This window comes from Billgrantia antri (assembly GCF_019430905.1).
GTDB classification, from domain to species: domain Bacteria; phylum Pseudomonadota; class Gammaproteobacteria; order Pseudomonadales; family Halomonadaceae; genus Halomonas; species Halomonas antri.
On record NZ_JAHYCA010000003.1, the window covers coordinates 715797 to 739263 of the forward strand.

The window sequence follows — 23467 nt, forward strand, 5'->3', positions numbered from 1 at the left end:
CGCCATGAATGACGCCTCGTACAACGCCCCGGGCCAGCAATGGAACGCCGCTGCCTATGCGCACAACGCCGATTTCGTCGCCGAGCTGGGCGATACGGTGGCCAGACTGCTCGCCCCTCGCCCCGGGGAGCGCATACTCGACCTGGGATGCGGCGACGGCACTCTCACCGAGCGGCTGGCGAAATCCGGGGCAACCGTAGTCGGCGTGGACGCTTCACACGACATGATCGAGGCAGCCCGGTCCCGCGGGCTCGATGCCCGCGTTCTGGACGCGCATCACCTGCCCTTCGAGCGCGAATTCGATGCGGTGTTCAGTAATGCCGCCCTGCACTGGATGCTGAATCACGAATCCGTCGTGGCAGGCATCTATCGCGCCCTCAAGCCGGGCGGGCGCTTCGTCGCTGAATTTGGCGGACACGGCAACGTGGCGGCAATCTGCACCGCCATATTGGCGGCACTCCAGGCGCGAGGCATCAGCGGCAAAGCCCGCTTCCCCTGGTTCTTCCCCACTCCGGAAGAGTACCGGGAATCCCTGGAGGCGGCGGGGTTCAAAGTCGATGCCATCGAGCTGATACCACGTCCGACAAGCCTGCCGACCGGGATAGCCGGCTGGCTCGCCACCTTCGCCAACCCTTTCCTGTACGGTCTCGACGAAGACCTTCGCGAGGCGATACTGGCCGATGCTGAGTCGCTGTTGGCACCGAGCCTGCGCGACGGCTACGGCAACTGGACGGCCGACTATGTACGCCTGCGGGTGCAGGCACGGCGCTGAAGCGTCAGACCCCGAAGCAGCAGGCGCTGACGCAACTCACCGGCAGGTGCACCAAGCGAGCAAGCCCAGATGCATCGCCTGCCGGCCTCTCACCCAATCGGCTCGAGCGGATTCCAGTCCGTACGGTTGGCCAAAAACTCGGGGCGCGGGCGATTTCCACAGAAGGGATTCAGCAACCCGTTGTCGACACTGTTGTAAACGAAGAAAAGGTTACTGCGCGGCCAGCACGACATATTGGTATTGGAGCCGTGCATGGTATTGCATTCGAACATCACCAGGGTGCCTGCAGGCCCCTTGGGTGCCTCGATTTCTCCTTTCAGCATCAGCTCGCGCAGGCTGGCATTGTCGGGTACCCCGACATCCTGACTCTTGAGGGATTCCTTGTAGTTGTCGGTCGGAGTACGTCCCACGCAGGGCACGAAATACTGGTGCGAGCCGGGGATCAGCATCAGCGGGCCGTTGTACTCGCCGTTGTCGGTCAGCACGATCGAACAGCTCAGCGAACGCATGCGGGGCATGCCGTCCTCGCTGTGCCAGGTCTCGAAGTCGGAATGCCAGTCGAAGCCCTTGCCCTTGAAGCCCGGCTTGTAGTTGATACGCGATTGGTGGATGTACACTCCCCCACCGAGAAGCTGCTCGACCATGGCCAAAAGCCGCGGATCGCGCGTCAAGCGACTGAAGCGTTCGGAGATCTCGTGGATACCGAAGATGGAGCGAATCTCCTCACGCCCCGGCTCCAGGATGGTGCCCTCCGACAGCTTGAGGTCCTCGTCCTCTTCGTACTCACGCAATTCCCGAATGAAGGCCTCCATCTCTTCCCGGTCGAAGAAACCTTCGAACGACAGAAACCCTTTCTCCTCGTATTCGCGAACCTGGTCCTCGCTCAGTGGTCCATCGGCACGCTCTGCCCCCTCTGAATACACCACGGGGTCGATACGCTCGAACATGCCGAGCTTGCGTTCCAGTCGCGTAGGGAACAGATCCTGTACATCATGTTTCATCGCATGCTCCTCCTTGAATCCAAGCGAAACGCCAGTCATCCAACTGGTAGTAACCCAACTTAGACCTGGAAACCTTTGCATGCAAAACGACTTTGTATCGGCCTATTGCGCAACGAAAATTAACCGTAATCACCGATTGGAAAAGGCGCTTTCCCCGTCACTCAACCCTCTGATTCACCGGCAGTAGTGAGATCATTCTTGCGGTTCCACTGAGTAATCTCGCGGCACAGTCGCCGCCGCTGCCAGGGCGAGGAGAGGCGCTTGGTATCCCAGGTGGCCGGCACCAGGCCGCAGCCCGGCTGCTCGTTGATGAATTCGAAGCGCCGCTCGGCACCGACCGGCAGATCCTCCGAGCCGTAGACACAGATGAGGCGGACGGTCAAAGCACGGAACACGACGTCATTCAGCGGCCGGTATCCCGCCATCTCGATCCCCCCATCGTGGGCCAGGCGCCGAGTCAGGGCACCGAAGCTATCTATATGCACGAAGTCGCCCGATCCCAATGGCCCCTGGTGCGAACCGTCGCGCACGATGGGCGATGGATTCGTTGTGGCTGCCGAATCATCCTCCTGCCGATGCTCGTCTCCGTCGCTGTAGCTCTCCGTGCGATCGGTCACGTCTAGACGAATGACGCCTTGTGAGGTCTCCAGCTCGGCGACGATGTGCTGGATGAAAACCGGCTCGGCGCTCATGTTGCTGATGATGCACAATGCATCGATGTCCTTTTTTCTGCCGCGGTTGATCAACAGGCGCGGACGACGCTGGCGACGGAAGCCGAAATAGAGCAGCTGGGCGTAGACCAGCCAGATCAGCAGAGTGCCGATATCGGTCAGCACGGAGATGGTCTCTCCGTGCTGGTTGAGCCAATCGAACATCGCAATCCTCCGTGACTGCCATGAACGCTATGCCACCATGTCAGCCACGACGGTACGTGCCGATCAGCCGGTTCATGCCGAGCAGATGGGGTTCGAGCTGCTTGAGCATTTCCCCGAGCCCGAGTCCCTCGGGTAGATCGGTCGGCTTGTCGAGCGCCAGCACCCAAAAATAGTAGTGATGCACACCGTGTCCCTCAGGCGGCATCGGCCCCCCGTAGCCCAGCTTGCCGAAATCGTTCTTGCCGCTCTTGCCGTCGCTGCTGCCTTCGGCCAGAGTCGTGGTGGATGCAGGCAGGTTGTAGAGCAGCCAATGCACGAAGCCATAGCTGCCGTGCTGAACCAGGGGGGCATCGGGGTCGTGGCAGATGATGGCATAGCCCTTGGTTCCCTCGGGAGCCCCGCTCCAGCTCAGTGCCGGTGAGATGTCTTCGCCCTCGCCGGTATGTCGGGTAGGGATGCTCCCATGCGCCTGAAAGGCGGAACTCTCCAGTTGCATGTTCGAAAGTGCAAAGGCCATGGCCTGGATTCCTCCTGTCTGTTGAAAACCGGAAGGTGCCGAAACAGCGTCGGAAAAAGCCTGTAGACTGTCAAACATGAAACAATTGCTGATCGTGGCCCATGCGCCTTCACTCAATACCCGAGCGCTACGAGACGCCGCGACGCGCGGTGCCAGGCATGCCGATATCGAGGCGGTCGAGGTCGTGGTCAAGGCTCCTCTGGAAGCCGGCCCCGAGGACATTCGGGCAAGCGACGCCATCCTGCTCGGGACCACCGAGAACCTCGGCTACATGAGCGGTGCGCTCAAGGATTTTTTCGATCGCAGCTACTACGCGGTACTGGAGGAGAAGCAGGGGCTGCCCTGCGCGCTTTACGTCCGCGCCGGCCATGACGGTACGGGTACGTGCCGGGCGGTGGAGAGCATCGTCACCGGGCTGCGCTGGCGTTGGGTACAGGAGCCGCTGATCCTGCGTGGGGAGTGGCAGGATAGGTTCGTAACTCAAGTGGAGGAGCTAGGCCTATACCTGGCGGCCGGGCTCGAGGCGGGCGTGCTCTAGCACCGGCCAGGCTTGGAACATCCGAGAGTTGGAAAAGAGCGGATATCCCTTGCAGGGCTTACCCGCTGCTTTTCGTTTGGCTACGATTATCGGCCGGGTATCAGTTGCTGCATGATCCGCAGCAGACTCCTGGCTCCCCATGCTTCGCCTTCTTCTTTGCCTCGGTGCTGACGGTTTCACCTGAGTTGGTGTCCGCAGCCGCCGTTGTTGTCGCTTCAGGCTCAAAAGCCTGGACGGCTTGCTTGTCTTCCGCCTTGTCTTTCTTGAACAGATTCTTGAGGCCCATGGAGACACCCTCATAATGATTTTAAAAAGATGCATAACAAATGCATCTTATTGTTCGACGATTTGGGCGTCAACGCATAAAACGGCCCCGCCCCTGAAAGGGCGAGGCCGCTGGCTATGGCAGGCGCCTGCTTGAGCGCTTATTTCAATCGCTCGAAAACCGTCGCCACCCCCTGTCCCATGCCGATACACATGGTGGCGAGCCCCAAGGCGGTATCCTGCTGGCGCATCACGTTGAGCAGCGTGGTGCAGATACGCGCGCCGGAACAGCCCAGCGGGTGACCCAGGGCGATAGCGCCGCCATTGAGGTTGACTTTCTCGTCCATGGCATCGAGGAAGCCCAGATCCTTGAGCACCGGGATCGCCTGAGCGGCGAAAGCCTCGTTGAGCTCGACGGTCTGGATGTCCTCCGACGACAAGCCCGCCGCCTTGAGCGCCTTCTTGGAGGCCGGCACCGGGCCGTAGCCCATGATCGAGGCATCGCAGCCCGCCACCCCGGTGGAGAGTACCCGTGCCATCGGCTCGAGGCCCAGAGCACGCGCACGCTCGTAGCTCATGATGGCCATGGCCGAGGCCCCTACGGAGAGCGCCGAGGAGGTACCGGCCGAAACGGTACCGCTGCGAGGATCGAACACCGGCTTGAGCTTGGCCATATCCTCGAGGCTGGCGTCGATACGCACCACCTCGTCGTGCTTGAAAAGCGTACGGAAGCCTCGCTCGTCGTGTCCTTCTACGCCGACGATCTCGTTGTCGAAATAGCCTTTCTGGTTCGCTGCGTAGGCGCGCTGGTGCGAGCGTACGCCGAACTTGTCCTGCTCTTCGCGGGTCACGCCGTGCATCTTGCCCAGCAGCTCGGCGGTGAGGCCCATCATCATCGCCGCCTTGGCGGCATACTTGCTGGCCGCCGGGTTGACATCGACACCATGGGTCATGGGCACGTGCTCCATGTGCTCCACACCGCCGATGACATAGAAGTCGCCCATGCCGGCCTTGATGTTGGCCGCAGCAATGTGCAGTGCGGTCATCGAGGAACCGCACAGACGGTTGACCGTCTGGGCCGGCACCGTACGCGGGATGCCGGTCATGATCGCCGCGTTGCGGGCGATGTTCATCGACTGCTCGAGGGTCTGGTTGACGCAGCCCCAGATCACGTCGTCGACTTCGGCCGGGTCAAGGCCGGCGTTACGATCGAACAGCGCCTGCATCACCGCAGCGGAAAGATTCTCGGCGCGCACGTGACGAAAGGCACCGTTCTTGGCCTTGGCCATGGCAGTGCGGACGCCGTCGACCACCACGATATCTCTCGGATTCAAACTCATTTCAACTCACCTCCTGCTCGTGGTGGATTCAGCCTTGGGCCTGGGTGGAATAGAAGCGCTCGCCAGACTCGGCCATCCGGCGCAGCTTGTCAGTGGGGGCGTAGAGTGGTCCCAGCTCCTCAGCCAGCCCGTCTGCCAGCTTGACGAACTCGGCCACGCCCATGGCATCGATGTAGCGCAACGCACCACCGCGGAACGGCGGGAAACCGATACCGTAGATCAGCGCCATGTCGGCTTCGGCCGGCGTCTCGACGATGCCGTCTTCCAGACAGCGCACGGTCTCCAGGCACAACGGCACCATCATGCGGGCGATGATGTCCTCGTCGGAGAACTCCTTCTCCTGCTGGACGACCTGCTTGACCAGCGCATGGGCTTGCTCGTCGCTGACCTTTTTCGGCTTGCCCTTCTTGTCTTCCTCGTACGCGTAGAAACCCTTGGCGTTCTTCTGCCCCAGGCGCTCGTTCTCGACCATCACCTGGATCGCGGACTTGGCGTCGCGCGCCATGCGGTCGGGGAAGCCTTCCGCCATCACTTCGTTGGCGTGCACGGCGGTGTCCATGCCGACCACGTCGAGCAAGTAGGCGGGACCCATGGGCCAACCGAACTTCTCCATCACCTTGTCGACGCGCTGGAAGTCGGCGCCCTGCTCGACCAGCAGGCTGAAGCCGCCGAAATAGGGGAAGAGCACGCGATTGACCAGGAAGCCGGGGCAGTCGTTGACCACGATCGGCGTCTTGCCCATGGCGCGGGCGTAGGCCACGGTAGCCGCCACGGCAGCGTCGCCGGTCTTCTCGCCGCGAATGACCTCGACCAGCGGCATGCGGTGCACCGGGTTGAAGAAGTGCATGCCGCAGAAGTTCTCGGGGCGCTTGAGGTTCTGAGCCAGGCGGGTGATCGAGATGGTCGAGGTATTGGAGGTGAGAATCGTGTCCTCGCTCACCAGGCCTTCCACCTCGGTCAGCACCGCATCCTTGACCTTGGGATTCTCGACCACCGCCTCGACCACCAGGTCGACATGGCCGAAGTCACCGTAGGAGAGCGTGGGACGGATCAGGGTCAGCTTCTCCGCCATCTGCCCGGTGGAGAGCTTGCCGCGTTCCACCTGCTTAGCGAACAGCTTTCGCGACTCCTTCAGGCCCAGCTCGATGGCCTCCTCCTTGATGTCCTTCATCAGGATCGGCGTACCCTTGGAGGCGCTCTGATAGGCAATACCGCCACCCATGATGCCGGCCCCCAGCACTGCCGTCTGCTTGACCGCCTTGGCCTGCTTCTCGTACTTGCCGGCCTTCTTCTTGACCACCTGGTCGTTGAGGAACAGCCCCACCAGGTTGTAGCAGACATCGGTCATCGCCAACTTGGCGAAAGCCTTGGCCTCGATGGCCTGGGCACGGGCGCGCTCCTCACCGGCGCCCTTCTGGATCACCTTGATCGCTTCGATCGGTGCGGGGTAGTGCGGCCCGGCCTTGCCGGCCACATAGCCCTTGGCAGTTTCGAAGGCCATCATCTGCTCGATGGCGTTTAGCTTGAGCGGCCCGGTCTTCTCGGCACGGCGTGCCTGGTAATCGAGTTCACCGGCGTTGGCTCGCGCGAGGATGTCCAGTGCCGCCGCCTCGAGCTGCTCGTTCGGCACCACGGCATCCACTGCGCCTACCTTGAGAGCGGCATCGGCACGGTTCTCGCCGCCGCCAGCGATCCACTCCACGGCATTGTCGGAGCCGATCAGGCGTGGCAGGCGCACGCAGCCCCCCCAGCCGGGAAGAATGCCGAGCTTGGTCTCAGGCAAGCCGATCTTGGCCTTATCCCCCATGACGCGGAAATCGGTGGTCAGCGTCACCTCGCACCCGCCACCCAGCGCCAGACCGTTGATGGCAGTCACCGTGGGGAACGGCAAATCCTCGATGGCATTGAAGATCTCATGCACCTTGAGGTTCATCTCGACCAGGTACGCTTCGCCCTTCTCGAAGATGCCGTGGAATTCGGTGATGTCGGCCCCGACGATGAAGGCCTCCTTGCCGCTGCCGATCACCAGCCCCTTCAGGCCGTTCTCGGCGCGAATGGCCTGTACGGCCTCGTCCAGCTCGGCAACGACGGCACTGGACAGCTTGTTGATGGACTCCCCCTTCAGATCGAAGGTGAGCATGGCGATGTCTTCGCCCCCGTTCCCGGTACCGCGTGCCACCGTGATGGCGTTGCCTTGATAGATCATCCACGAATCTCCACACAGAGGTTGACGTTGGAGGAGTGCCAGTTTCATACGGCCGTTTGATTACGGAAGCTTGGTGCACTCCGGGCGGCGCGTCAAGCCCCCGAAGACGCTTTGTGCGCATTGGGTGCAGGCACGTCCCGGTCGGGGCGCTGCACTAGCGTCCCGTAAGCGAACTGTCTCATCGCCGCCAGCCGGATAAGTACCGAAGTGAATGGGGGACCAGGGCATGGATGCCATTATCGACGCACCGAGGCACGGTTACTTGACGAGACAAGTTGCATTACACGCACGGGGTCCGGACAATTCGACAAATTCAACGATTAAGCGGAGTCCCATGCACCAGAACATCGGCTTCCGACTGTCACGCCTGCCTCGCCTGTGGCGCGCCATCATCGATCGTCGCCTGGCTCCGTTGGGCCTGACGCAAACGCGCTGGATCACGCTATATCACCTATGGCGGCTCGGCGATGGGCAGCCCCAGTGCGATCTGGCACGGGCGATTGGCGTGGAGGCACCTTCCCTGGTACGTACGCTCGACCAGCTATCGGAGCAGGGGCTGATCGAGCGCTGCCCCTGCGAGCAGGACCGCCGCACCAAGCGGGTATTCCTGACCGCAGCAGCAGATCCGCTACTCGAGCAGATCGACGAGGTGGTAACCCAGGCACGGCGCGAGATGCTGGAAGGGCTCAGCGAAGCGGATATCCGCCAGCTCGACGCCCTGCTCGAGCATATCGAGAACAACGGTCTGGCCATCCAGGCCAGAGAAAGCGAGGGCTGAACGCTCAGTCGCCGGTCGCGCCGGCACCGAAGTCAGGTTTGACTCCGCCTCGATCGGCACGTCCAGCCAAGGCATCGCGCAGCCGGCGAAAGTCGTCGAGATAGGTGGTGAAGCGTTCCGCCGTCTGCGACTCCCACCACCATAGGGTGATGGCGCTCTCGTTGGATTCGATCACAAGGGCATCCTGTGGCAGGCGAGTCAGCAGCGCTTCGAGCGGCTCGCGCGCCGCTTGAGGCAGGGACCGGAGCGGCTCGATCCGCCAGCGCCAGTCGGCCACACAGGGCTTGAGCAGGTCGCTGGCTTCGCTGGCCCGCACCAGCAGGAAGTGCGGCCCCGGTGCGGCAGCGGGATAACTCCAACGGTAACCCGGCATGGCGGTTTCGATACCGTGCAGCGGCGGCTTTTCCAGCACCACTCTGACCCCCGCCTTGGCCGCCGCATTGCGCAGCGGCACGATGCGGCGTTGACGGGGGCTGGGCTTGAGCCACATCACTGGGGAGATCATCAACAGCATTGCCGCAAGAATGACTAGCCAGACCATCCGCTTTCTCCTGATTCTTGACGCAAGTCGTTGTCTTGATTCATCAGCCGTCCTAGAGTGAAGGCATATCGATCACATGCCGTTACGCAGGAGCCCTGCCATGAGCAATGAATATCGTCATATCCTGGTCGCCGTCGACCTGACCAAGGATTCCCACAAGGTGCTAGAAAGAGCCTTGCAGATCGCCGAGCGCAACCAGGCCAAGCTCTCGATCATGCATACGCTGGAACCGCTGGGTTTCGCCTATGGCGGCGACATCCCGATGGATCTCACCAGCATTCAGGATCAGTTGGACGAACATGCCAAGCAGCGCTTGGCCGAGATCGCCGATCCGCACGTGGCCAAGGAAAACCAGCACGTGCTGGTCGGCATGCCCGACACCGAGATCCACCGTTTCGCCCAGGAAAACGGCGTCGACCTGATCGTGGTCGGCTCACACGGCCGGCACGGCTTCGCCCTGCTGCTCGGCTCCACCTCCACCGGCGTGCTGCACGGCGCCCAGTGCGACGTACTCGCCGTACGCGTGGGCAAGAAGGGCGAAAGCGCCGAGTAGCGGAAACCCTGTTAAACTCCTGCGCTCGACGACCCACAGGGAAGTGGGGAGCACCTTACTCTCCCGCTGCCATGGCCTCCAACTCCATCCACCGCTCCATGGCGGCATCGAGTTCGGCCTGCTTGTCGCTCATGGCCTGCAGCACCTCGGCCACCGTCCCCGCCTCCTGCTGATAGAACGCCGGATCGCCCACCTTGGCTTCGTACTCCGCCACCTCGGCCTCGAGCCGCTCGATCTCGGCCGGCAGCGCGTCGAGCTCGCGCTGCAGCTTGTAGGAGAGCTTGGCGGGCTTCTTGGCCGGCGGCGCTGAGGGTGCCGGGCTGGCGGGCGCCTTCTCCATCGACTTCGCCGTGGGTTCCACCTGCTGAAGCGCCGCCCCCTCCCACGGCGCCGGCGGCAGCTTGCCGCCCTGGCGCACCCAGTCGCTGTAACCGCCTACATACTCCCGCACCACACCGTCGCCTTCGAAGGCCAGCACGCCGGTTACCACGTTGTCCATGAAGGCCCGGTCGTGGGAGACCAGCAGCAGGGTGCCGTCGAAATCGAGCAGCAGCTCCTCGAGCAGCTCCAGGGTCTCGACGTCGAGATCGTTGGTCGGCTCGTCGAGCACCAGTACGTTGGCCGGCTGGGTGAACAGCTTGGCCAGCAGCAGACGGTTGGACTCGCCGCCGGAGAGTGCCTTGACCGGTTGGCGCGCCCGCTCCGGGGTGAACAGGAAATCCTGCAGATAACTGATGACGTGCTTGTCCTTGCCGCCCACGCTGACCCTGTCGCTGCCTTGGGCGACGTTGTCGTAGACGCTCTTCTCCGGCTCCAGGCCGGCGCGCAGCTGGTCGAAGTAGGCCACCTTGATATTGGTGCCCAGCCTTACCGTACCCTCGCTGGGCTCGAGCTCGCCGAGCAGGATCTTGAGCAGGGTGGTCTTGCCGGCACCGTTGCGTCCGATCAGGCCGATGCGGTCGCCGCGTTGGATCTCGAGTGACAGGTCGCGAACGATGGTGTCGTCGCCGAAGCGGTGGGTCACACCGACGAGCTCGACCACCCGCTTGCCGCTGCGCTCGCCGCTGTCGATGCCGAAGCTGGCGCGGCCCTGCACCTCGCGCCGCTGGCTGCGTTCGCGCCGCAGCTGCTCCAGCGCTCTAACCCGACCTTCGTTGCGTGTACGACGCGCCTTGATGCCCTGGCGAATCCAGGCTTCCTCCTGGGCCAGCTTCTTGTCGAACTCGGCGTTCTCCCGCGCCTCGACCTCGAGCTCATGCGCCTTCTGCTGCTGATACTTGGCGTAATCCCCGGGATAGCGCCCCAGCCGCCCGCGATCGAGCTCGAGGATGGTGGTGGCCAGTTTCGACAGGAAGGCCCGGTCATGGGTGATGAACAGCACCGCCCCGTTGAAGTCGAGCAGCTGTTCCTCGAGCCAGGCGATGGTGTCGAGATCCAGGTGGTTGGTAGGCTCGTCGAGCAGCAGCAGATCGGGCTCGGCGACCAACGCCCGGGCCAGTGCCACGCGCCGCCGCCAGCCACCGGAAAGCGAGCTCATCAGATCGTCGGCGGGCAGGCCCAGCCGGGTCAGCACCACGTCGATGCGCTGATGGAAGGACCAGCCATCGATGGCTTCCAGACGGCTCTGCAGGGTCGCCATGCGCTTCATGTCGGGATCGGCGGCCTGCACCAGGTGATGGTACTCGGCCAGTAGTTCGCCGGCCTGGGGCAGTCCCTGGGCCACCACATCGAAGATGGTTTCCCCCGATGCGGAAGGCAGGTCCTGCTCCAGCACGCCGATCTTCAGCCCCGGCGCGCGCCAGATGCTGCCGTCGTCGGGCAGGATCTCCCCTGCCACCAGCTTGAGCAGAGTCGACTTGCCGGTACCGTTGCGCCCGACCAGCGCCAGACGTTCGCCCTTCTCCAGCACCAGGTCGGCGCCATCGAGCAGCACATGGGTACCATAGGCCAGTTGCAGGCCTTCCAGACGTAGCAGGGTCACACGCTCACCTCATCGTTCATCAAGGCGGCTAGTGTAACGCATGGCTGGCCCGCCGTGGCTTTGGTTACAATGCGCGAAAGCTGCAAAGGAGCGCTCCCCATTGGCTGATACCGACGCCGCCTTCGACGACTTTCTGCCCGAGGCACTGCGCTTTCGTTCGCCAGCCCCACTGGTGGACATCGGCGCCAACCTGACCCACGACAGCTTCGCCCGCGATCTCGAAGCGGTCGTGCAGCGTTCGCGAGCCGCCAACGTCACGACGTTGGTCGTGACCGGCACCGACCACGCCCATGCCGAACAGGCCATAGCACTGGCCCAGCGCTATCCTGGACTACACGCCACGGCAGGCGTACACCCCCACGACGCCAGCGATTGGGACACCTCTCTGGCCGCTGCCATGCGGGAGTTGCATAAACGCCCCGAGGTGGTGGCCGTGGGTGAGTGCGGTCTCGACTTCAACCGCAACTTCTCCACGCCGGCCGAGCAGGAGCGTGCCTTCGAGGCCCAGTTGGGGCTTGCCGCGGAGAGCGGCAAGCCGCTGTTCCTGCACGAACGCGACGCCGGACCACGCATGCGCGAAATGCTGCGGGTCTGGCGCGACGATATCGCCGATGCCGTGGTGCACTGTTTTACCGCCGACCGCGACACTCTTTACGGCTATCTCGACCTGGACTTGCACATCGGTCTGACGGGGTGGATCTGCGACGAGCGCCGTGGCCACCACCTGCGCGAACTGGTGAAGGAGATCCCCCTCGCGCGTCTGATGGTGGAAACCGATTGCCCCTACCTACTGCCGCGCGATTTACCTGCCAGACTCAAGGGCAGACGCAACGAGCCCGCCCTGCTGCCGTGGATCGTGCGCGAGATCGCCCACTGGCGAGACACTGACGAAGCGGAACTGGCCCGCACCACCAGCAATACCGCACACCGCTTTTTTCGCCTGAACGAGGCTCGCGAAGCCCAGGAGACAGGCCGTGACTAACAGGAGTCGTAATATGGCCGAAATACCCGGATTCATTGCCGTGGAGACCGGCGACGATAGCGACCTGCCGCTGGCCATTGCCTGGGTGCTACCCGACGGGCGTATCAAGCACACCCTGATACAGCCCGACAATGACTGGCTCGACGACGAATATAACGAGCTCAATGGCTACAGTCTGGAGGAGCTACACAGTTTCGGCGCGAGTCCACTGGACGTGATCCGTGAGCTCGAGAGCGATCACTTCAATGCCACGCTGTTCACTGCGGGTATCAGCGGCGATGAAGCCGCCCTGGCGCGCTTGTTCGACACCTACGGCATCGATCCTTTCGTCGAGCTGGCTCCCGCCGACAGTCTCTATCCCGAGCTTTCCGTCGGCGAATGGAGCCGGGCACGCAACGAGCTGTTCGGCGAGATGGGGCTCGAGCCACTACGGCCCGAGCATGAGGTCGAGGTGATGCTGCATCTGCACCAGCGACTAGCCGAGGGCTGATGCTGCCTGCGCCGGCAGCAGCCGGTCACGTTGCTCTGCAATGCCCATGCATAGCAGGCGTGGCTCCTGCTGCTGGCCGGACTGAAAAGCAGCCTTGTCGCTCCAACCCTGCCAGCCGAGCTGGATCAGGGCTTGAGCCGTGGCCCCACCCAGGGTCGCTCCCGGGCCGGGAATCACGATGCGGTCCGGCGCGAACTCCCGCACACCAACCTTCACTGCCGCGGTGAAATCGTAGGGCTCGACCAGCTGTTCGCCCAGGGTGTAGTCCCACAGCGCCTGGGGATCGGTGCTCCAGGGCGTCCAGATATGGCCGCGGCCATCGATCATCGGCACCTCGGGAGCGCGGAACGGCCCGGCGCCAAGCCGCCGGCGCGCCTCGCGCTTCACTCCCTCCTGAAGGGGTGTATGGAAGGCGGCGTGCTGGTGCAACCGCAGCGGGAAACGCTCGCGTGCCGGCAACCGCTCGGTCAGGCGCGAGAGCCCCGTTTCATTGCCGCCGAAGACCAGCATGCCGCCGAGCTCGATCGAGAGATAGAGCTCGGCACCCGCGATGCCGTGAATCTGCTCGATCAATGCCAGCAGCTCCTTGCGCAGCGCCCAGTCCGGCCGCCAGGCGTCATCGACCCAAGGGTAGAGGACCTGGCCGCCGGCCAGGCTCTCCTGCATCAGCCATCCCATGGTGCCGATCAGGTGCAGCGTCTCGTCGGGCCCCAGGGCGCCGGCCGCCGCCAGGGCGATGTACCAGCCCATGGAGTTGCCGGTGACCGCCACGATATCGTAGCGCTCACGATCGATCGACAGCAGGTCGGCCCAGGCGCAGGCATAGATCAGCGGCGAGGCATGCTCGCCCCGACCCTGCAGGCTCTGGCGAAAAGGTATCTCGCCGTCCAACTCGGAGAGCGTCGGCAGATCGGCCTCGCGGCGCATGGCATCGAAGCGTGTCAGCCACTCGCTGCCCCCCGCCAGCCGGTTCAGGGTGCCCCACTCCGCGGCGTTGTAGGTGCCCCGACCGGGACAGACGATCAATAAGCGCTCGCGCTCCGATGCGCCGTTCACCATGCTGTCGCTGCGACTCATGCCTCGCCACTCCCTGCCGTGACCTTGCCCGTGCCTACCGCGTTAGCGGCCACCTCACCATGCTGCCTTGACGCCACGAGGCGTCGCCCCTGTGCCACGATCGCCTGCACCGAGGGCAACGTGACCGTGGCTGCCCGCCCCAGGGGAATGAAGCTGTCCTCAGCCGTCAGCCGGTGCAGCCTGTCGCTCGCCATACCGCGCTCCACCAGGCCCGCGATCAGCTCCTCGCTGGGCGAACCGCTGCGCCGACACTCATCGACGATCAGTATCTGGGCGCAGTCGGCGACCAGGCGATGCACGGCGTCATGATCGATGGCGGTCAGCCAGCGCAGATCGACGATGCGCAGCGCCACGCCGTCGGCTTCCAACCTGGCGGCAGCCTGGCGCGACAGATAGACACCGTTACCGTAGGTGACGATGGCAAGCTCACGGCCCTCGCCCCATGCACCAGGCTCGCCCACACCCAATCGATGCTCGGGCCCGGGATCGGTAAAACACCACTGCTGGTCGCCCTCCTCGAACAGGTCGCGGGTGTGGTAGAGCGCGATCGGTTCGAGCACTACCACCACCCGCTGTTCCTCGTCGGCCAGGCGCACGGCCTCCTGTAGCAAGCCCACGGCGTCGGCAGCATTCGATGGGCAGGCCACCAGCAGTCCGGGGATATCGCGCAGCACGGCGATGGCGTTGTCGTTGTGGAAATGCCCACCGAAGCCCTTCTGGTAGCCGAGACCGGCGATGCGCACCACCATGGGATTGGTGTACTGGCCGTTGGAGAAGAAGCTGAGCGTGGCCGCCTCGCCACGCAGCTGATCTTCGGCGTTGTGCAGGTAGGCCAGGAACTGGATTTCGAGGATCGGCACCAGGCCGCTCTGGCCCAGACCGATGCCAAGCCCGAGGATGCTCTGCTCGTCGAGCAGGGTATCGATCACCCGATGCGGCCCGAACTGCGCCTGCAGCCGCTGGGTAACACCATACACGCCGCCCTTGCGACCGATGTCCTCGCCTGCCATCACCAGATGCGGGTAGCGAGTCATCGAGCGCTGCAGCGCCTGGTTGAGCAACTTGGCCATGGGCGCCGGGGTAGCGTCCACCTCGCCCTGCCAGGGCCGCACACGCTCCGGCCTTGGCGGCGGCACGATGCTGGCCATGACCTGAGCGGCCGTCTCCAGCTTGGGCCGGCAAATCGCCTCCTCGGCAACCTGCGCAACCCGCTCGGCCACCGAGCGGTAGAGTGCTTCGATGGCGGCGGCATCGAGCACCCCGTGGCGCTGAAGCAGACCGGCCGTGACCAGTAGCGGATCGCGCGCCTCGTCGGCCTTGATCCGGGCAGGCGTCATATAGGCCTGCTGAGCATCGGAGCCGGCATGGCCGTATAGCCGCACGCAGCGCATGTGAAGGAAGACCGGCTGCTTGCGGCGCCGCGCGATGCGCTCGGCTTCTCTGGCCGCCCGCCAGGTATCGAGCAGGTCGAGACCGTCGCAGGCGAGGTAGTGGAAGCCGGGGCGCGAACGCATGCTGGCTTCGATCCAGCCATTCGGCGTGGGCGTGGAAATGCCGATACCGTTGTCCTCGCACACCATTACCAAGGGCATCGGCGCCCCTTGGTAGGCGGCCCATCCGGCAGCGTTGAGCGCCCCCTGGGCGGTGGAGTGATTGAACGAAGCGTCGCCGAAACTGCAGATCGTCACGCTGTCGGCGGGCCACTCGCCCCCACCTCCCAGTCGTCGCCACAGGCCGAAGCTGTAGCTCGCACCCACGGCCTTGGGCAGGTGCGAGGCGATGGTGCTGGTCTGGGGCGGGATGTGCAGCGTCTTCGAGCCCAGCACCTTGTGCCGACCGCCGGAGATCGGATCCTCCGCCGAGGCGGCGAAGCTCAATAGCAGGTCCCACAGCGGCGTCTGACCTGGCACCGCACGGCTGCGCTGGATCAGGAAGGCCGCGTCGCGATAGTGCAGGAACGCAGGATCGGTGGTACGAAAGGCGCGCGCAATGGCGGCGTTGCCTTCGTGACCCGCGCTACCGATGGTGTAGAAGGCCTCGCCGCGCGCCTGCAGGCGTCGGGCGTGCAGGTCCAGATGACGACTCATCAGTTGGGTTTCGAACAACTCGGCCAGACCGGAGGGACTGAGCCCGACCTCGTCGAGCTGCCATTCCCTTTGTGGTGCGGGCCAGTCGCCGCTGTGTAGCGCAGCGTAAAATCGCTGCTCCTGAGGAAGGGGTTCGAGCACGGTGCAGGCTCCCGGGGCTGCCAAGGTGATGGCTACAGCCTAGCGTGCCCGGCAGATAAAGCGATAATATCGATATCCTGCCCCAGATATAGGCATATCTTATGGATGTACGAAGTCTGCGCTACTTCATCGCCGCCTACGAGGGCGGTTCGATCAGCGCCGCCGCCCGGCGCTGCCACGTGGCGCAACCCTCCATCTCGACCGCGCTGGTGCAGCTGGAAGAGCGCCTGGGCACGCCGCTGTTCGAGCGCCACCGTCGCGGCATCACGCCAACCGAAGAGGGACACCGGCTCTATCCCTTGGCCCGCCAGGTCAGCGAGGATCTCGATGCAATCAGCCGCCTGTTTCGCACGCCGGCACCCGCAATGCCGGTGCGCCTGGGCCTGATGCGCTCGCTAGGCGCTAGCCGCATGACCGCCCTGCTCAAGGAGTACATCGGCCAGGGCGACAACCTGGCCCTGACCCTGGTCAATCCTGAGGAGCGCTGCGACGCACGCATCATCGGCGAACAGGACCTGTCGCCCGGCGAAGCCTTCCAGCCGATCTGGCACGACAGCTATCGTCTCGCGCTGCCCAGCGGGCACCCGCTGGGCCTGCAGGGCACTGTCTCGCTGGCCGACCTCGACGGACTGCCGTTCATCTGGCGCCATCCATGCGCTGCCATGCAGCAGTTGGCCACGGCGCTCAGCGATGCCGGCGTGCGCTGCCAGGTACGAGCGCGTCTGCGCACCATCGAATATACCCTGGGGCTGGTGGCGGCCGGAGTCGGCGCCTCGCTGGTGCCGGCCTGGCCCGAGATCCTCGCTCACCCGGACGTGCAGAGCCGCCCCCTTGCCGAGCTCGAAATTCGCCAGACCATCGGCGTCGCCTACCCGGCGCAGCAGACGATGCCGGCGTTGATCCCGCTGCTTCAGCTCGGCAGAGCGGCGTGGGAAGCTCGCGAGCGCAGCTGATCGAGCACACGCAGCCCTTCTGACAGCGCGCTCTGCATGGGCTCGCCCCGTTGGTAGAAGGCTTGCAGCGCAGCGCGGAATGCGGCTGCCCGACATGGCAGCCCCTCCCGCTCGTAGCGGGCCGCGCGTTGCGCAACGCGGTCACGGAAGGCCTCGCGGTCGACCTCGACCTCACCACCCAGGTTGTCGACGCTGACATGAAAGCGTAGCCTGCAAGCGCGCGAGAAGAGCATCTCCAGTGCCTGGGGCGCCACTTCGGCCTGCTCGAAGCGGCGTTGCTGCTCTGCGCTTCGCCCGTCGGGCAGATACCAGTAGCCGTAATCCTCCTGCAGGCGCCGCTGCTCACCGGCGATGCACCAATGGCTGATCTCGTGCAAGGCGCTCGCGTAGAAGCCTCGCGCAAAGATCACCCGATGCCAGGGAACACGATCGTCGGCAGGCAGGTAGAGCGGCTCGTCGCCACCACGTACCAACCGAGTATTGAAGCGTGGTAAGAACAGGCCGTCGAACAGGGCGATCACGTCATCGAGGCGATGCGTCACGAGTTCTCCATGCATGACGAAGGGGCCACCAGTATAGGCGAGTCGGTTGCGCAGCGAAATTCACCGGGAATTGCTAACATATTCGGTTTCCTTGGCATGCGGCCAAGGTCCTGACATGCACGGAGCACTCCCTTGGCAACGTTCTTCACCGACCTGCTGAGCGTCAGCCGCACGGAAACGCGGCCCCTGCTGCGGCTGACCCTGCCGATCTGCGGCGCCCAGCTGGCCCAAGCCGGCATGAGCGTCACCGACGTGATGATGACGGGCCGTGTCAGCGCCACCGACCTGGCGGCCGTGTCCGTCGGCTCCAGCCTATGGCTGCCGCTGATGCTGTTCATGACCGGCACACTGATGGGGCTGACGCCTATCGTCGCTCATCTACTGGGAGGCGGTGCCACCGAGCGAATCCGACCCAACGTTCACCAGGCGCTCTGGGTCGCGCTGGCACTGGGGCTAGCGTCGGCAGCGTTGCTATGGCTCACGGTGACCCCCATCTTCCGCCTCATGGAGGTTCCTCCCGAAGTTGCCAGACGCTCATCGGCCTACCTCGCCGCCGTTGCCTTCGGCATGCCGGGCGTTGCCCTGTTCCAGGCGTTGCGAGCCTTCTCCGACGGCATGAACCATACCCGACCGTCGCTCTGGATCAGCCTGGTGGGGCTTGGCGTCAACGTTCCCAGCAACTTCATCCTGATCTACGGCGGCGACGGGTTGGTCCAGCTGTTTGGCGACGCCTTGCCGGGCTGGCTGCATGCCCTGCCGGCCTTGGGGGCACTGGGCTGCGGTATCGCCACAGCACTCTCCATGTGGACCATGTGCCTGGCCATGATCCTCTACACCCGCCGCTCGCGCGCCTACGGCAGCGTCTCTCTGTGGCACTCGCCCACGCCTCCGCGCTGGACGCTGATCGGCGAACTGCTTTACGTAGGCGTCCCCATCGGCGTGGCGATCTTCGTCGAAGTCACGCTGTTCACGCTCATCTCGCTATTTATTGCCAGCCTGGGTGAAGTGACGGTGGCAGCGCATCAGGTGGCCCTGAACTACACCTCGATCCTGTTCATGCTGCCACTGGCACTGAGCATGGCGCTGACCGTCAGGGTCGGTAACACACTCGGACAGGGCAAGGCCGAGCGGGCGCGCATGGTGGCCTGGAACGGCGTGCTGGTATCGGTGCTGATCGCCCTGCTCAATAGCACCTTGCTGTGGTTCACGGCAGAGCCGGTCATGGCCCTCTACACTCACGATACGACCGTGCAGCGCCTCGCCCTATCGCTGATTCTGCTGGCCATGCTCTACCAGATTTCCGATTCGCTACAAGTCAACCTGGCCGGCGCTCTGAGAGGCTACAAGGACACGCGGGTCATCATGCTGATCACTCTGCTTGCCTACTGGGTGGTGGGCTTGGGTGGCGGTCACTGGCTGGGTACCCGAGGGCTGGCAGGCTTGGTAGGCCCCCTGGGAGTGCATGGCTATTGGATTGGCCTGATCGCCGGACTCACCGTGGCGGCGGTCCTGCTCGGCGTACGTCTGCAGCGCAAGGCCTGGGGAGTCGCGAATGGCAGGCTGGACATTCCGCAGGATTGAAGCGAGGGGCAGCCTCGTTCGCGTGCTGATCCTCTTGCTGTTGAGCGGATGCGGCGGCGAGGACGAAGGTGCGGCCAGGCTGGTGGAATACCAGCAGGCACTGGCCCGCGCCTTGGGTCAACCCGAACCCGAGAGAAACCCTCCTGAGAATATTGGCGCCTTCCCCGATCGCAACGAGCGCCTTCGAGAGGTCGCTGAAACCCGCGAGAGCCTACTGAATGTCTATGCCCTGCGTGAGTGCCGCATCACCTCGTTGATTGCCGCGCGCAACAATCAGCTCGGACGCGTGGCGCCACCCAGCCAGCGCTGGATCTACGAGCTCGAACTCTGGCGCCGGCTATATGCCTGCTGGCATGGCGACATCCCTGGCACGCTTGCCGAGCCCGACCGTGAACGGCTCGAACAACTCCTACGAACCAAGACCGAGCAGCTACCGAAAGTGAGCTGGAACAGCCTTTTCGACTCAGATGAGTGGGTACGCCACTTCTCCCGTGCCAGCTCACCACTGGCACCTGGTGACTCCCGCGGCATTGCAGCACAGTTCGATGCCGTGGCCTGGCTACATCAGGCCACGCTCAACCAGTTCAATCCCGACTGGCATCCTGAGTCGGCTACGCTGGAGGGCCATCTCAAGTCGCTGCAGCATCGGCCACTCACGGCTGAGCTGCTGCGTGCACTGCTGCTAGCCGAGCAGCGATTGGTGGAGGCAACCGAGCTTTTGACCAGCAGCCTCGCCCGCAACGATACCTGCCAAGCGCTTGCCGCATCGCCTCAGGAACTGCATCGACGATTGACCGACACACCGGCCCACGAATGGCTGGATCAGCTTGAGACGCTTGCTACCCGCTGGCTGGCAGCCATCGACCAACTGCTCGCGAGCCACATCACCCCGCCCGATGCCGTCGCCGAGTACCTGCAACGCTGGCTCTCTCTGGAAAATCCCGAAGCTCCCTTGCCAGCCCTGCGCCAGGCACGCCGTGAGCATCGTCAGCATTGGCATGCCCTGGTAGAGCAATGTTCATGAAAAGGCGTCGCCGGACTTAACTTGCACAGCGACTCTGTGATATTGGTGATCCATACGAGGTAGGAGTCGATCCCGTCAGCCTAGCCGCAGCCGTGACCTTTCCGCTCGGCCCATGCAGAATCTGGAGGGAGGAACATGGGTATGACAATGTCGCCCCGCCCTGCCCGGGTCATCGACCTGGAAACGATGCGCCAGAAGTACCAGGCCAAGCGGCGCCTGGTACGCCTCTCCCCGGAGCTCGATGGCCTCGAGATGGTCTACAGCCTGGCCTCGGACCCCGACTCCCTTTATGGCATGCCCATACTGGCCTGGGGGCTGCGCGAGGATGGCGATGTCGTGGGCCTTGTGCCTTGGATGGAAACCTTGACCCCCTGTCATCAGCTCGACGACGCAGAGCATGGCTGCTTCGTTGGCTATCGCGACCCCGAGACCGAGGAACTGCTGGAATTCCCTCCCCCACATAAGGCATGCGAGCTGGAGCACGCTGCAGCCTATTTCGATTATGAAGAGACAAGCGACATCACGCTGATTCAGCAGATTCCCGACAACCAGGGCACCCACGCCCTGTGCATCGACGACGATAGCCGCCCCTGGCAGCTGAAGCAGGTATTCGGCTGGCGCCTTTACAGCGACGGCAACGTGGAAGCCCTACTGGCAGACGAGTCTCTCATCGAGAGCACTCCGATTCTACCGGGCGATGCCTGCCTCTACCCGGGCAAGAGCCGTCACCGAATGGTCTACTTTTTCCAGCGCAGCATTGCCAACCGGATTCGCGAGCAGGACCCCGGCACGCTCGAGGCCTTGGCTCTGATGGTCGTACCCAGCGCCGCACAAGAAGCCAGCGACTAAGCCAGCGACACACGGCTACTGGACTGGCCTGACATTAGCCTAAACGGATAAAGTAGAGGTAGTGTCCATCCGATTCCTGCTGTGAAAGCAGCTCATGGCCCAGGAAACTGCAGAACTTGGGTACGTCACGGGTGGTTGCTGGATCCGTGGCAACCACCTTGAGGACTTCCCCGGCCTTCATGTCACGCACCTTGTTATGCATGAGCATGATGGGTTCCGGGCAATAGAGACCGGTCGTGTCCAGCTCGACCTGAACGCTGAAGTCGGGCTGGGAGTCGGCGGTATTCGTCATCGATCGACCTCGTCGTGGGGAACTACCAAATGATCAAGATCATCATTGAACGTCGTATCATGCCTGGCCTGGAGGAGGAATACGAGGAAGCCGCACGCGAGGCCATGCGTTACTCTCTCGGGGCCAGGGGGTTCATCGGCGGTGAAACACTGGTCGAACGTGGCCACAGCGATCGACGCCTGGTGATCGTCAAATGGCGCAACTTGGATGCATGGAACGCATGGTACACCAGCGAGGAGCGTGCACGTGCCATGCAGCTTATCCTGCCGCTGCTGACTGAAGACGAGACCATACGTATCTACGAACCCGCTTACTGACCCGGCTCCACTCCAGAGCGCCTCGAGTCAATCCAGTAGCCTGACATGCACCGTGACCTCTTCGCGGTCATGATAGAGGTGTCGGCATCGCAGCTCGGTGCGAATGCCGGCATTCTCTAATGCTTCGCCCAGCAGAACCAGGCAGCGATCGACTTCCTCCCAGCGTCGCTTCATCGGCAACTTCAGGTTGAAAACCGCTTCCCGACACCAGCGGCGGATCAGCCAGCGCTGTACCATCGCCGTCACACGAGCCGGCTTGTCGACGATATCGCATACCAGCCAATCCAATCGATACGGCGGCTCCCAGACGAAGCCATCTTCTCGCAGGTGCTCGACCATGCCCGTGGCCATCAGATCGCCCTTCATGGGGCCATTGTCGATAGCGAAGACATGCATGCCCCGGGCAACCAACTGCCAGGTCCACCCACCCGGAGCCGCTCCCAGATCCGCCGCCTGCATGCCCTCTGCCAAGCGCACGCTCCATTCATCGCGCGGTATGAACTCATGCCAGGCCTCCTCGAGCTTCAGCGTCGAGCGACTGGGCGCGGCCGAAGGGAAGCGCAGCCGGCGAATACCGCCGGGCAATTCGCTTCGGTTTCCCGGAAAGCTCATCCCCAGCTGCACGAAGTCACCGTCCATCCAGAACAGATGCAAGCGGCGCCCACCGGCCTTGCGACGCAGGGCACCCCGCTTTCGCAGCGCTGACTCGAGCGGGCGCGTCAGCGCCTTGATCAGCCCCGCCAGCGCCTTACCTTCGTTGGTATCGGGCGTTTCGTGCCAGATCGACTCGAAACTCCATCCGCTGGTCATTACCTGGGCCAGGATGGGAGACATCCTGTCGTCACGATTCAATCCCATGGGCGCCAACGCGACCAGGCTTTGACGGGCAAAGACGAGCTGCTCGAACTTCAGCTGACGATGCAGTTCGTTGGCCGGCCTTTCATCGTCCACGACGAAACAGGCGAATCCACCCTGTTCGATGAACTCAGCCCTACCCTGCCAGCCAAGTCGCTCGACCCGCTCAGCCACCTCGGTCGCAACATCGGCTTCGAAACCTGGGCGACAGTAGAAAAGCAGCTGATCGGGCACCACACGGTCTGCCAGGCTAGCCATTGGCGTTCTCTCAAGGATTCGTTGATGACGCATGGTACCAGCACTGGCTTTCGCTGTCGGCCATCCGCTAATCGCCTCTAGTCTGGGGCTTTTCGCCCTGTAGAAACTTTCTTCACTGCCCGCTAGGCGGCCAGCTTCAAGCCCACCAGGCCGGCAAGGATAAGCACCAGGCTGATCAGCCGCAGCGGCGAGGCACTATCGCCATAGATCAGTATGCCCAGCATGACCGTACCTAGCGCACCAACCCCCACCCAGATGGCGTAGGCAGTACCCACGGGGAGAACCTTCATTGCCTGTGCCAACAGATAAAAGCTCGCCACCATCGCCAGAATAGTGAATAGGCTCGGCAGCGGGCGGGTAAAGCCATGTGACGCCTTCAGGCCCAACGCCCACGCCACTTCGAGAAGACCGGCAACGACCAGTATCACCCAGGCCATTGTGATTTCCTTCTGAAGGTCCGAGGCCGTCCCCGGGTTGGCAGCACACCACCGGGTCGTCCCGCCGGTGATCAGGGGCCATTTTCGGTCCCTTAAACGGCGAAACCCCGACCAGTTGGCCGGGGTTTCTGAAGAGATGCCTGACGATGACCTACTCTCGCATGGGGAGACCCCACACTACCATCGGCGCTGAGCGGTTTCACTGCTGAGTTCGGC

General features: G+C 63.5%; 25 protein-coding genes and 1 rRNA gene. 11 read left to right on the forward strand and 15 right to left on the reverse strand.

From position 1 onward, the window contains the following. The first annotated feature begins 4 nt into the window (after positions 1 to 4). The gene (locus tag KPL81_RS11350; protein WP_219792124.1) at positions 5 to 772 is read left to right on the forward strand and encodes a class I SAM-dependent methyltransferase; all 768 of its coding nucleotides are present in this window, start codon (positions 5 to 7) and stop codon (positions 770 to 772) included. An 89-nt stretch (positions 773 to 861) separates the two neighbouring features. On the opposite strand, the gene thpD is transcribed toward KPL81_RS11350, so the two are convergent. The 3 genes from thpD to KPL81_RS11365 all read right to left on the reverse strand — a co-directional run bounded on the left by thpD (position 862) and on the right by KPL81_RS11365 (position 3165). After that, the gene (thpD, locus tag KPL81_RS11355) at positions 862 to 1773 is read right to left on the reverse strand and encodes an ectoine hydroxylase (protein ID WP_219792126.1); all 912 of its coding nucleotides are present in this window, start codon (positions 1771 to 1773) and stop codon (positions 862 to 864) included. Positions 1774 to 1934: 161 nt separating this feature from the next. Continuing rightward, on the reverse strand, positions 1935 to 2648 hold the full coding sequence (locus KPL81_RS11360) for a hypothetical protein (protein ID WP_219792128.1): 714 nt from the start codon (positions 2646 to 2648) through the stop codon (positions 1935 to 1937). 40 nt (positions 2649 to 2688) lie between these two features. Further along, positions 2689 to 3165, reverse strand: coding sequence for a YbhB/YbcL family Raf kinase inhibitor-like protein (locus KPL81_RS11365; protein ID WP_209473302.1), 477 nt, complete (start codon positions 3163 to 3165; stop codon positions 2689 to 2691). A gap of 76 nt (positions 3166 to 3241) precedes the next feature. Here KPL81_RS11365 and KPL81_RS11370 point away from each other — a divergent pair, with 76 nt between their 5' ends. After that, on the forward strand, positions 3242 to 3703 hold the full coding sequence (locus tag KPL81_RS11370; RefSeq protein WP_219792130.1) for a flavodoxin family protein: 462 nt from the start codon (positions 3242 to 3244) through the stop codon (positions 3701 to 3703). Positions 3704 to 3803: 100 nt separating this feature from the next. Here KPL81_RS11370 and KPL81_RS11375 read toward each other — a convergent pair whose 3' ends face one another. The 3 genes from KPL81_RS11375 to fadB all read right to left on the reverse strand — a co-directional run bounded on the left by KPL81_RS11375 (position 3804) and on the right by fadB (position 7513). Beyond that, on the reverse strand, positions 3804 to 3989 hold the full coding sequence (locus KPL81_RS11375; protein WP_219792132.1) for a CCGSCS motif protein: 186 nt from the start codon (positions 3987 to 3989) through the stop codon (positions 3804 to 3806). A gap of 139 nt (positions 3990 to 4128) precedes the next feature. Continuing rightward, positions 4129 to 5307: an acetyl-CoA C-acyltransferase FadA gene (fadA, locus tag KPL81_RS11380; protein WP_219792134.1), complete on the reverse strand. Its 1179-nt coding sequence runs from the start codon at positions 5305 to 5307 to the stop codon at positions 4129 to 4131. A 28-nt stretch (positions 5308 to 5335) separates the two neighbouring features. Then, positions 5336 to 7513: a fatty acid oxidation complex subunit alpha FadB gene (gene fadB / locus KPL81_RS11385; protein WP_219792136.1), complete on the reverse strand. Its 2178-nt coding sequence runs from the start codon at positions 7511 to 7513 to the stop codon at positions 5336 to 5338. Between the two features lie 334 nt (positions 7514 to 7847). On the opposite strand from fadB, the gene slyA reads away from it, so the two are divergent. Then, positions 7848 to 8291, forward strand: coding sequence for a transcriptional regulator SlyA (slyA, locus tag KPL81_RS11390; protein ID WP_209473312.1), 444 nt, complete (start codon positions 7848 to 7850; stop codon positions 8289 to 8291). A 4-nt stretch (positions 8292 to 8295) separates the two neighbouring features. Here the strand turns inward: slyA and KPL81_RS11395 are convergent, their stop codons facing one another. After that, entirely contained in the window at positions 8296 to 8832 is a 537-nt protein-coding gene (locus tag KPL81_RS11395; protein ID WP_219792138.1) for a preprotein translocase subunit YajC, read from the reverse strand. A gap of 100 nt (positions 8833 to 8932) precedes the next feature. Here KPL81_RS11395 and KPL81_RS11400 point away from each other — a divergent pair, with 100 nt between their 5' ends. Continuing rightward, positions 8933 to 9385 (forward strand): universal stress protein, encoded by a 453-nt coding sequence (locus tag KPL81_RS11400; protein WP_209473316.1) that lies wholly within the window; start codon positions 8933 to 8935, stop codon positions 9383 to 9385. 55 nt (positions 9386 to 9440) lie between these two features. On the opposite strand, the gene KPL81_RS11405 is transcribed toward KPL81_RS11400, so the two are convergent. Beyond that, positions 9441 to 11366 (reverse strand): ATP-binding cassette domain-containing protein, encoded by a 1926-nt coding sequence (locus KPL81_RS11405; RefSeq protein WP_219792140.1) that lies wholly within the window; start codon positions 11364 to 11366, stop codon positions 9441 to 9443. A gap of 100 nt (positions 11367 to 11466) precedes the next feature. Here KPL81_RS11405 and KPL81_RS11410 point away from each other — a divergent pair, with 100 nt between their 5' ends. After that, entirely contained in the window at positions 11467 to 12348 is an 882-nt protein-coding gene (locus KPL81_RS11410; protein WP_240549175.1) for a TatD family hydrolase, read from the forward strand. A gap of 13 nt (positions 12349 to 12361) precedes the next feature. Next, positions 12362 to 12838 carry a hypothetical protein gene (locus tag KPL81_RS11415; protein ID WP_209473322.1) on the forward strand — a complete coding sequence of 159 codons (477 nt, stop codon included), beginning with the start codon at positions 12362 to 12364 and terminating at the stop codon, positions 12836 to 12838. Here the strand turns inward: KPL81_RS11415 and KPL81_RS11420 are convergent. Beyond that, a complete protein-coding gene (locus tag KPL81_RS11420) occupies positions 12824 to 13915 on the reverse strand; it encodes an ACP S-malonyltransferase (protein ID WP_219792144.1) in 1092 nt (363 codons plus the stop codon). The two genes, KPL81_RS11415 and KPL81_RS11420, sit on opposite strands and share 15 nt — an antisense overlap. Then, positions 13912 to 16143 carry a thiamine pyrophosphate-dependent enzyme gene (locus KPL81_RS11425; protein WP_338035608.1) on the reverse strand — a complete coding sequence of 744 codons (2232 nt, stop codon included), beginning with the start codon at positions 16141 to 16143 and terminating at the stop codon, positions 13912 to 13914. The genes KPL81_RS11420 and KPL81_RS11425 overlap by 4 nt, the downstream gene beginning before the upstream one ends. Positions 16144 to 16244: 101 nt before the next feature. Here KPL81_RS11425 and KPL81_RS11430 point away from each other — a divergent pair, with 101 nt between their 5' ends. Beyond that, entirely contained in the window at positions 16245 to 17096 is an 852-nt protein-coding gene (locus tag KPL81_RS11430) for a LysR family transcriptional regulator (protein ID WP_219792146.1), read from the forward strand. On the opposite strand, the gene KPL81_RS11435 is transcribed toward KPL81_RS11430, so the two are convergent. Further along, entirely contained in the window at positions 17054 to 17638 is a 585-nt protein-coding gene (locus KPL81_RS11435) for an elongation factor P hydroxylase (protein ID WP_338035609.1), read from the reverse strand. The genes KPL81_RS11430 and KPL81_RS11435 overlap by 43 nt on opposite strands. A gap of 132 nt (positions 17639 to 17770) precedes the next feature. On the opposite strand from KPL81_RS11435, the gene KPL81_RS11440 reads away from it, so the two are divergent. From KPL81_RS11440 to KPL81_RS11450, 3 genes are all read left to right on the forward strand, one after another. Then, complete coding sequence (locus KPL81_RS11440; RefSeq protein ID WP_219792150.1) at positions 17771 to 19219, forward strand: MATE family efflux transporter; 1449 nt, start codon at positions 17771 to 17773, stop codon at positions 19217 to 19219. After that, on the forward strand, positions 19191 to 20243 hold the full coding sequence (locus KPL81_RS11445) for a DUF3080 family protein (RefSeq protein ID WP_219792152.1): 1053 nt from the start codon (positions 19191 to 19193) through the stop codon (positions 20241 to 20243). The genes KPL81_RS11440 and KPL81_RS11445 overlap by 29 nt, the downstream gene beginning before the upstream one ends. Before the next feature lie 135 nt (positions 20244 to 20378). Further along, positions 20379 to 21092, forward strand: coding sequence for a hypothetical protein (locus KPL81_RS11450; protein ID WP_219792154.1), 714 nt, complete (start codon positions 20379 to 20381; stop codon positions 21090 to 21092). 34 nt (positions 21093 to 21126) lie between these two features. Here the strand turns inward: KPL81_RS11450 and tusA are convergent, their stop codons facing one another. Further along, the gene (gene tusA / locus KPL81_RS11455) at positions 21127 to 21384 is read right to left on the reverse strand and encodes a sulfurtransferase TusA (protein WP_209473340.1); all 258 of its coding nucleotides are present in this window, start codon (positions 21382 to 21384) and stop codon (positions 21127 to 21129) included. A 29-nt stretch (positions 21385 to 21413) separates the two neighbouring features. Here tusA and KPL81_RS11460 point away from each other — a divergent pair, with 29 nt between their 5' ends. Further along, entirely contained in the window at positions 21414 to 21701 is a 288-nt protein-coding gene (locus tag KPL81_RS11460; RefSeq protein WP_209473342.1) for an antibiotic biosynthesis monooxygenase family protein, read from the forward strand. Positions 21702 to 21728: 27 nt separating this feature from the next. On the opposite strand, the gene rlmM is transcribed toward KPL81_RS11460, so the two are convergent. The 3 genes from rlmM to rrf all read right to left on the reverse strand — a co-directional run. Further along, positions 21729 to 22814, reverse strand: coding sequence for a 23S rRNA (cytidine(2498)-2'-O)-methyltransferase RlmM (gene rlmM / locus KPL81_RS11465; RefSeq protein ID WP_219792156.1), 1086 nt, complete (start codon positions 22812 to 22814; stop codon positions 21729 to 21731). 122 nt (positions 22815 to 22936) lie between these two features. Then, positions 22937 to 23251 (reverse strand): quaternary ammonium compound efflux SMR transporter SugE, encoded by a 315-nt coding sequence (gene sugE / locus KPL81_RS11470; protein WP_219792158.1) that lies wholly within the window; start codon positions 23249 to 23251, stop codon positions 22937 to 22939. 138 nt (positions 23252 to 23389) lie between these two features. Beyond that, a 5S ribosomal RNA gene (rrf, locus tag KPL81_RS20885) occupies positions 23390 to 23467 on the reverse strand; the annotation flags it as partial.

What these genes read in the sequence shown, in the direction of transcription:
- KPL81_RS11350 (WP_219792124.1), top strand. Translation starts at nt 5, where the DNA reads ATGAATGACGCCTCGTACAACGCCCCGGGCCAGCAATGGAACGCCGCT.
- thpD (WP_219792126.1), bottom strand. Translation starts at nt 1,773, where the DNA reads ATGAAACATGATGTACAGGATCTGTTCCCTACGCGACTGGAACGCAAG.
- KPL81_RS11360 (WP_219792128.1), bottom strand. Translation starts at nt 2,648, where the DNA reads ATGTTCGATTGGCTCAACCAGCACGGAGAGACCATCTCCGTGCTGACC.
- KPL81_RS11365 (WP_209473302.1), bottom strand. Translation starts at nt 3,165, where the DNA reads ATGGCCTTTGCACTTTCGAACATGCAACTGGAGAGTTCCGCCTTTCAG.
- KPL81_RS11370 (WP_219792130.1), top strand. Translation starts at nt 3,242, where the DNA reads ATGAAACAATTGCTGATCGTGGCCCATGCGCCTTCACTCAATACCCGA.
- KPL81_RS11375 (WP_219792132.1), bottom strand. Translation starts at nt 3,989, where the DNA reads ATGGGCCTCAAGAATCTGTTCAAGAAAGACAAGGCGGAAGACAAGCAA.
- fadA (WP_219792134.1), bottom strand. Translation starts at nt 5,307, where the DNA reads ATGAGTTTGAATCCGAGAGATATCGTGGTGGTCGACGGCGTCCGCACT.
- fadB (WP_219792136.1), bottom strand. Translation starts at nt 7,513, where the DNA reads ATGATCTATCAAGGCAACGCCATCACGGTGGCACGCGGTACCGGGAAC.
- slyA (WP_209473312.1), top strand. Translation starts at nt 7,848, where the DNA reads ATGCACCAGAACATCGGCTTCCGACTGTCACGCCTGCCTCGCCTGTGG.
- KPL81_RS11395 (WP_219792138.1), bottom strand. Translation starts at nt 8,832, where the DNA reads ATGGTCTGGCTAGTCATTCTTGCGGCAATGCTGTTGATGATCTCCCCA.
- KPL81_RS11400 (WP_209473316.1), top strand. Translation starts at nt 8,933, where the DNA reads ATGAGCAATGAATATCGTCATATCCTGGTCGCCGTCGACCTGACCAAG.
- KPL81_RS11415 (WP_209473322.1), top strand. Translation starts at nt 12,362, where the DNA reads ATGGCCGAAATACCCGGATTCATTGCCGTGGAGACCGGCGACGATAGC.
- KPL81_RS11420 (WP_219792144.1), bottom strand. Translation starts at nt 13,915, where the DNA reads ATGAGTCGCAGCGACAGCATGGTGAACGGCGCATCGGAGCGCGAGCGC.
- KPL81_RS11430 (WP_219792146.1), top strand. Translation starts at nt 16,245, where the DNA reads ATGGATGTACGAAGTCTGCGCTACTTCATCGCCGCCTACGAGGGCGGT.
- KPL81_RS11445 (WP_219792152.1), top strand. Translation starts at nt 19,191, where the DNA reads ATGGCAGGCTGGACATTCCGCAGGATTGAAGCGAGGGGCAGCCTCGTT.
- KPL81_RS11450 (WP_219792154.1), top strand. Translation starts at nt 20,379, where the DNA reads ATGGGTATGACAATGTCGCCCCGCCCTGCCCGGGTCATCGACCTGGAA.
- tusA (WP_209473340.1), bottom strand. Translation starts at nt 21,384, where the DNA reads ATGACGAATACCGCCGACTCCCAGCCCGACTTCAGCGTTCAGGTCGAG.
- KPL81_RS11460 (WP_209473342.1), top strand. Translation starts at nt 21,414, where the DNA reads ATGATCAAGATCATCATTGAACGTCGTATCATGCCTGGCCTGGAGGAG.
- rlmM (WP_219792156.1), bottom strand. Translation starts at nt 22,814, where the DNA reads ATGGCTAGCCTGGCAGACCGTGTGGTGCCCGATCAGCTGCTTTTCTAC.
- sugE (WP_219792158.1), bottom strand. Translation starts at nt 23,251, where the DNA reads ATGGCCTGGGTGATACTGGTCGTTGCCGGTCTTCTCGAAGTGGCGTGG.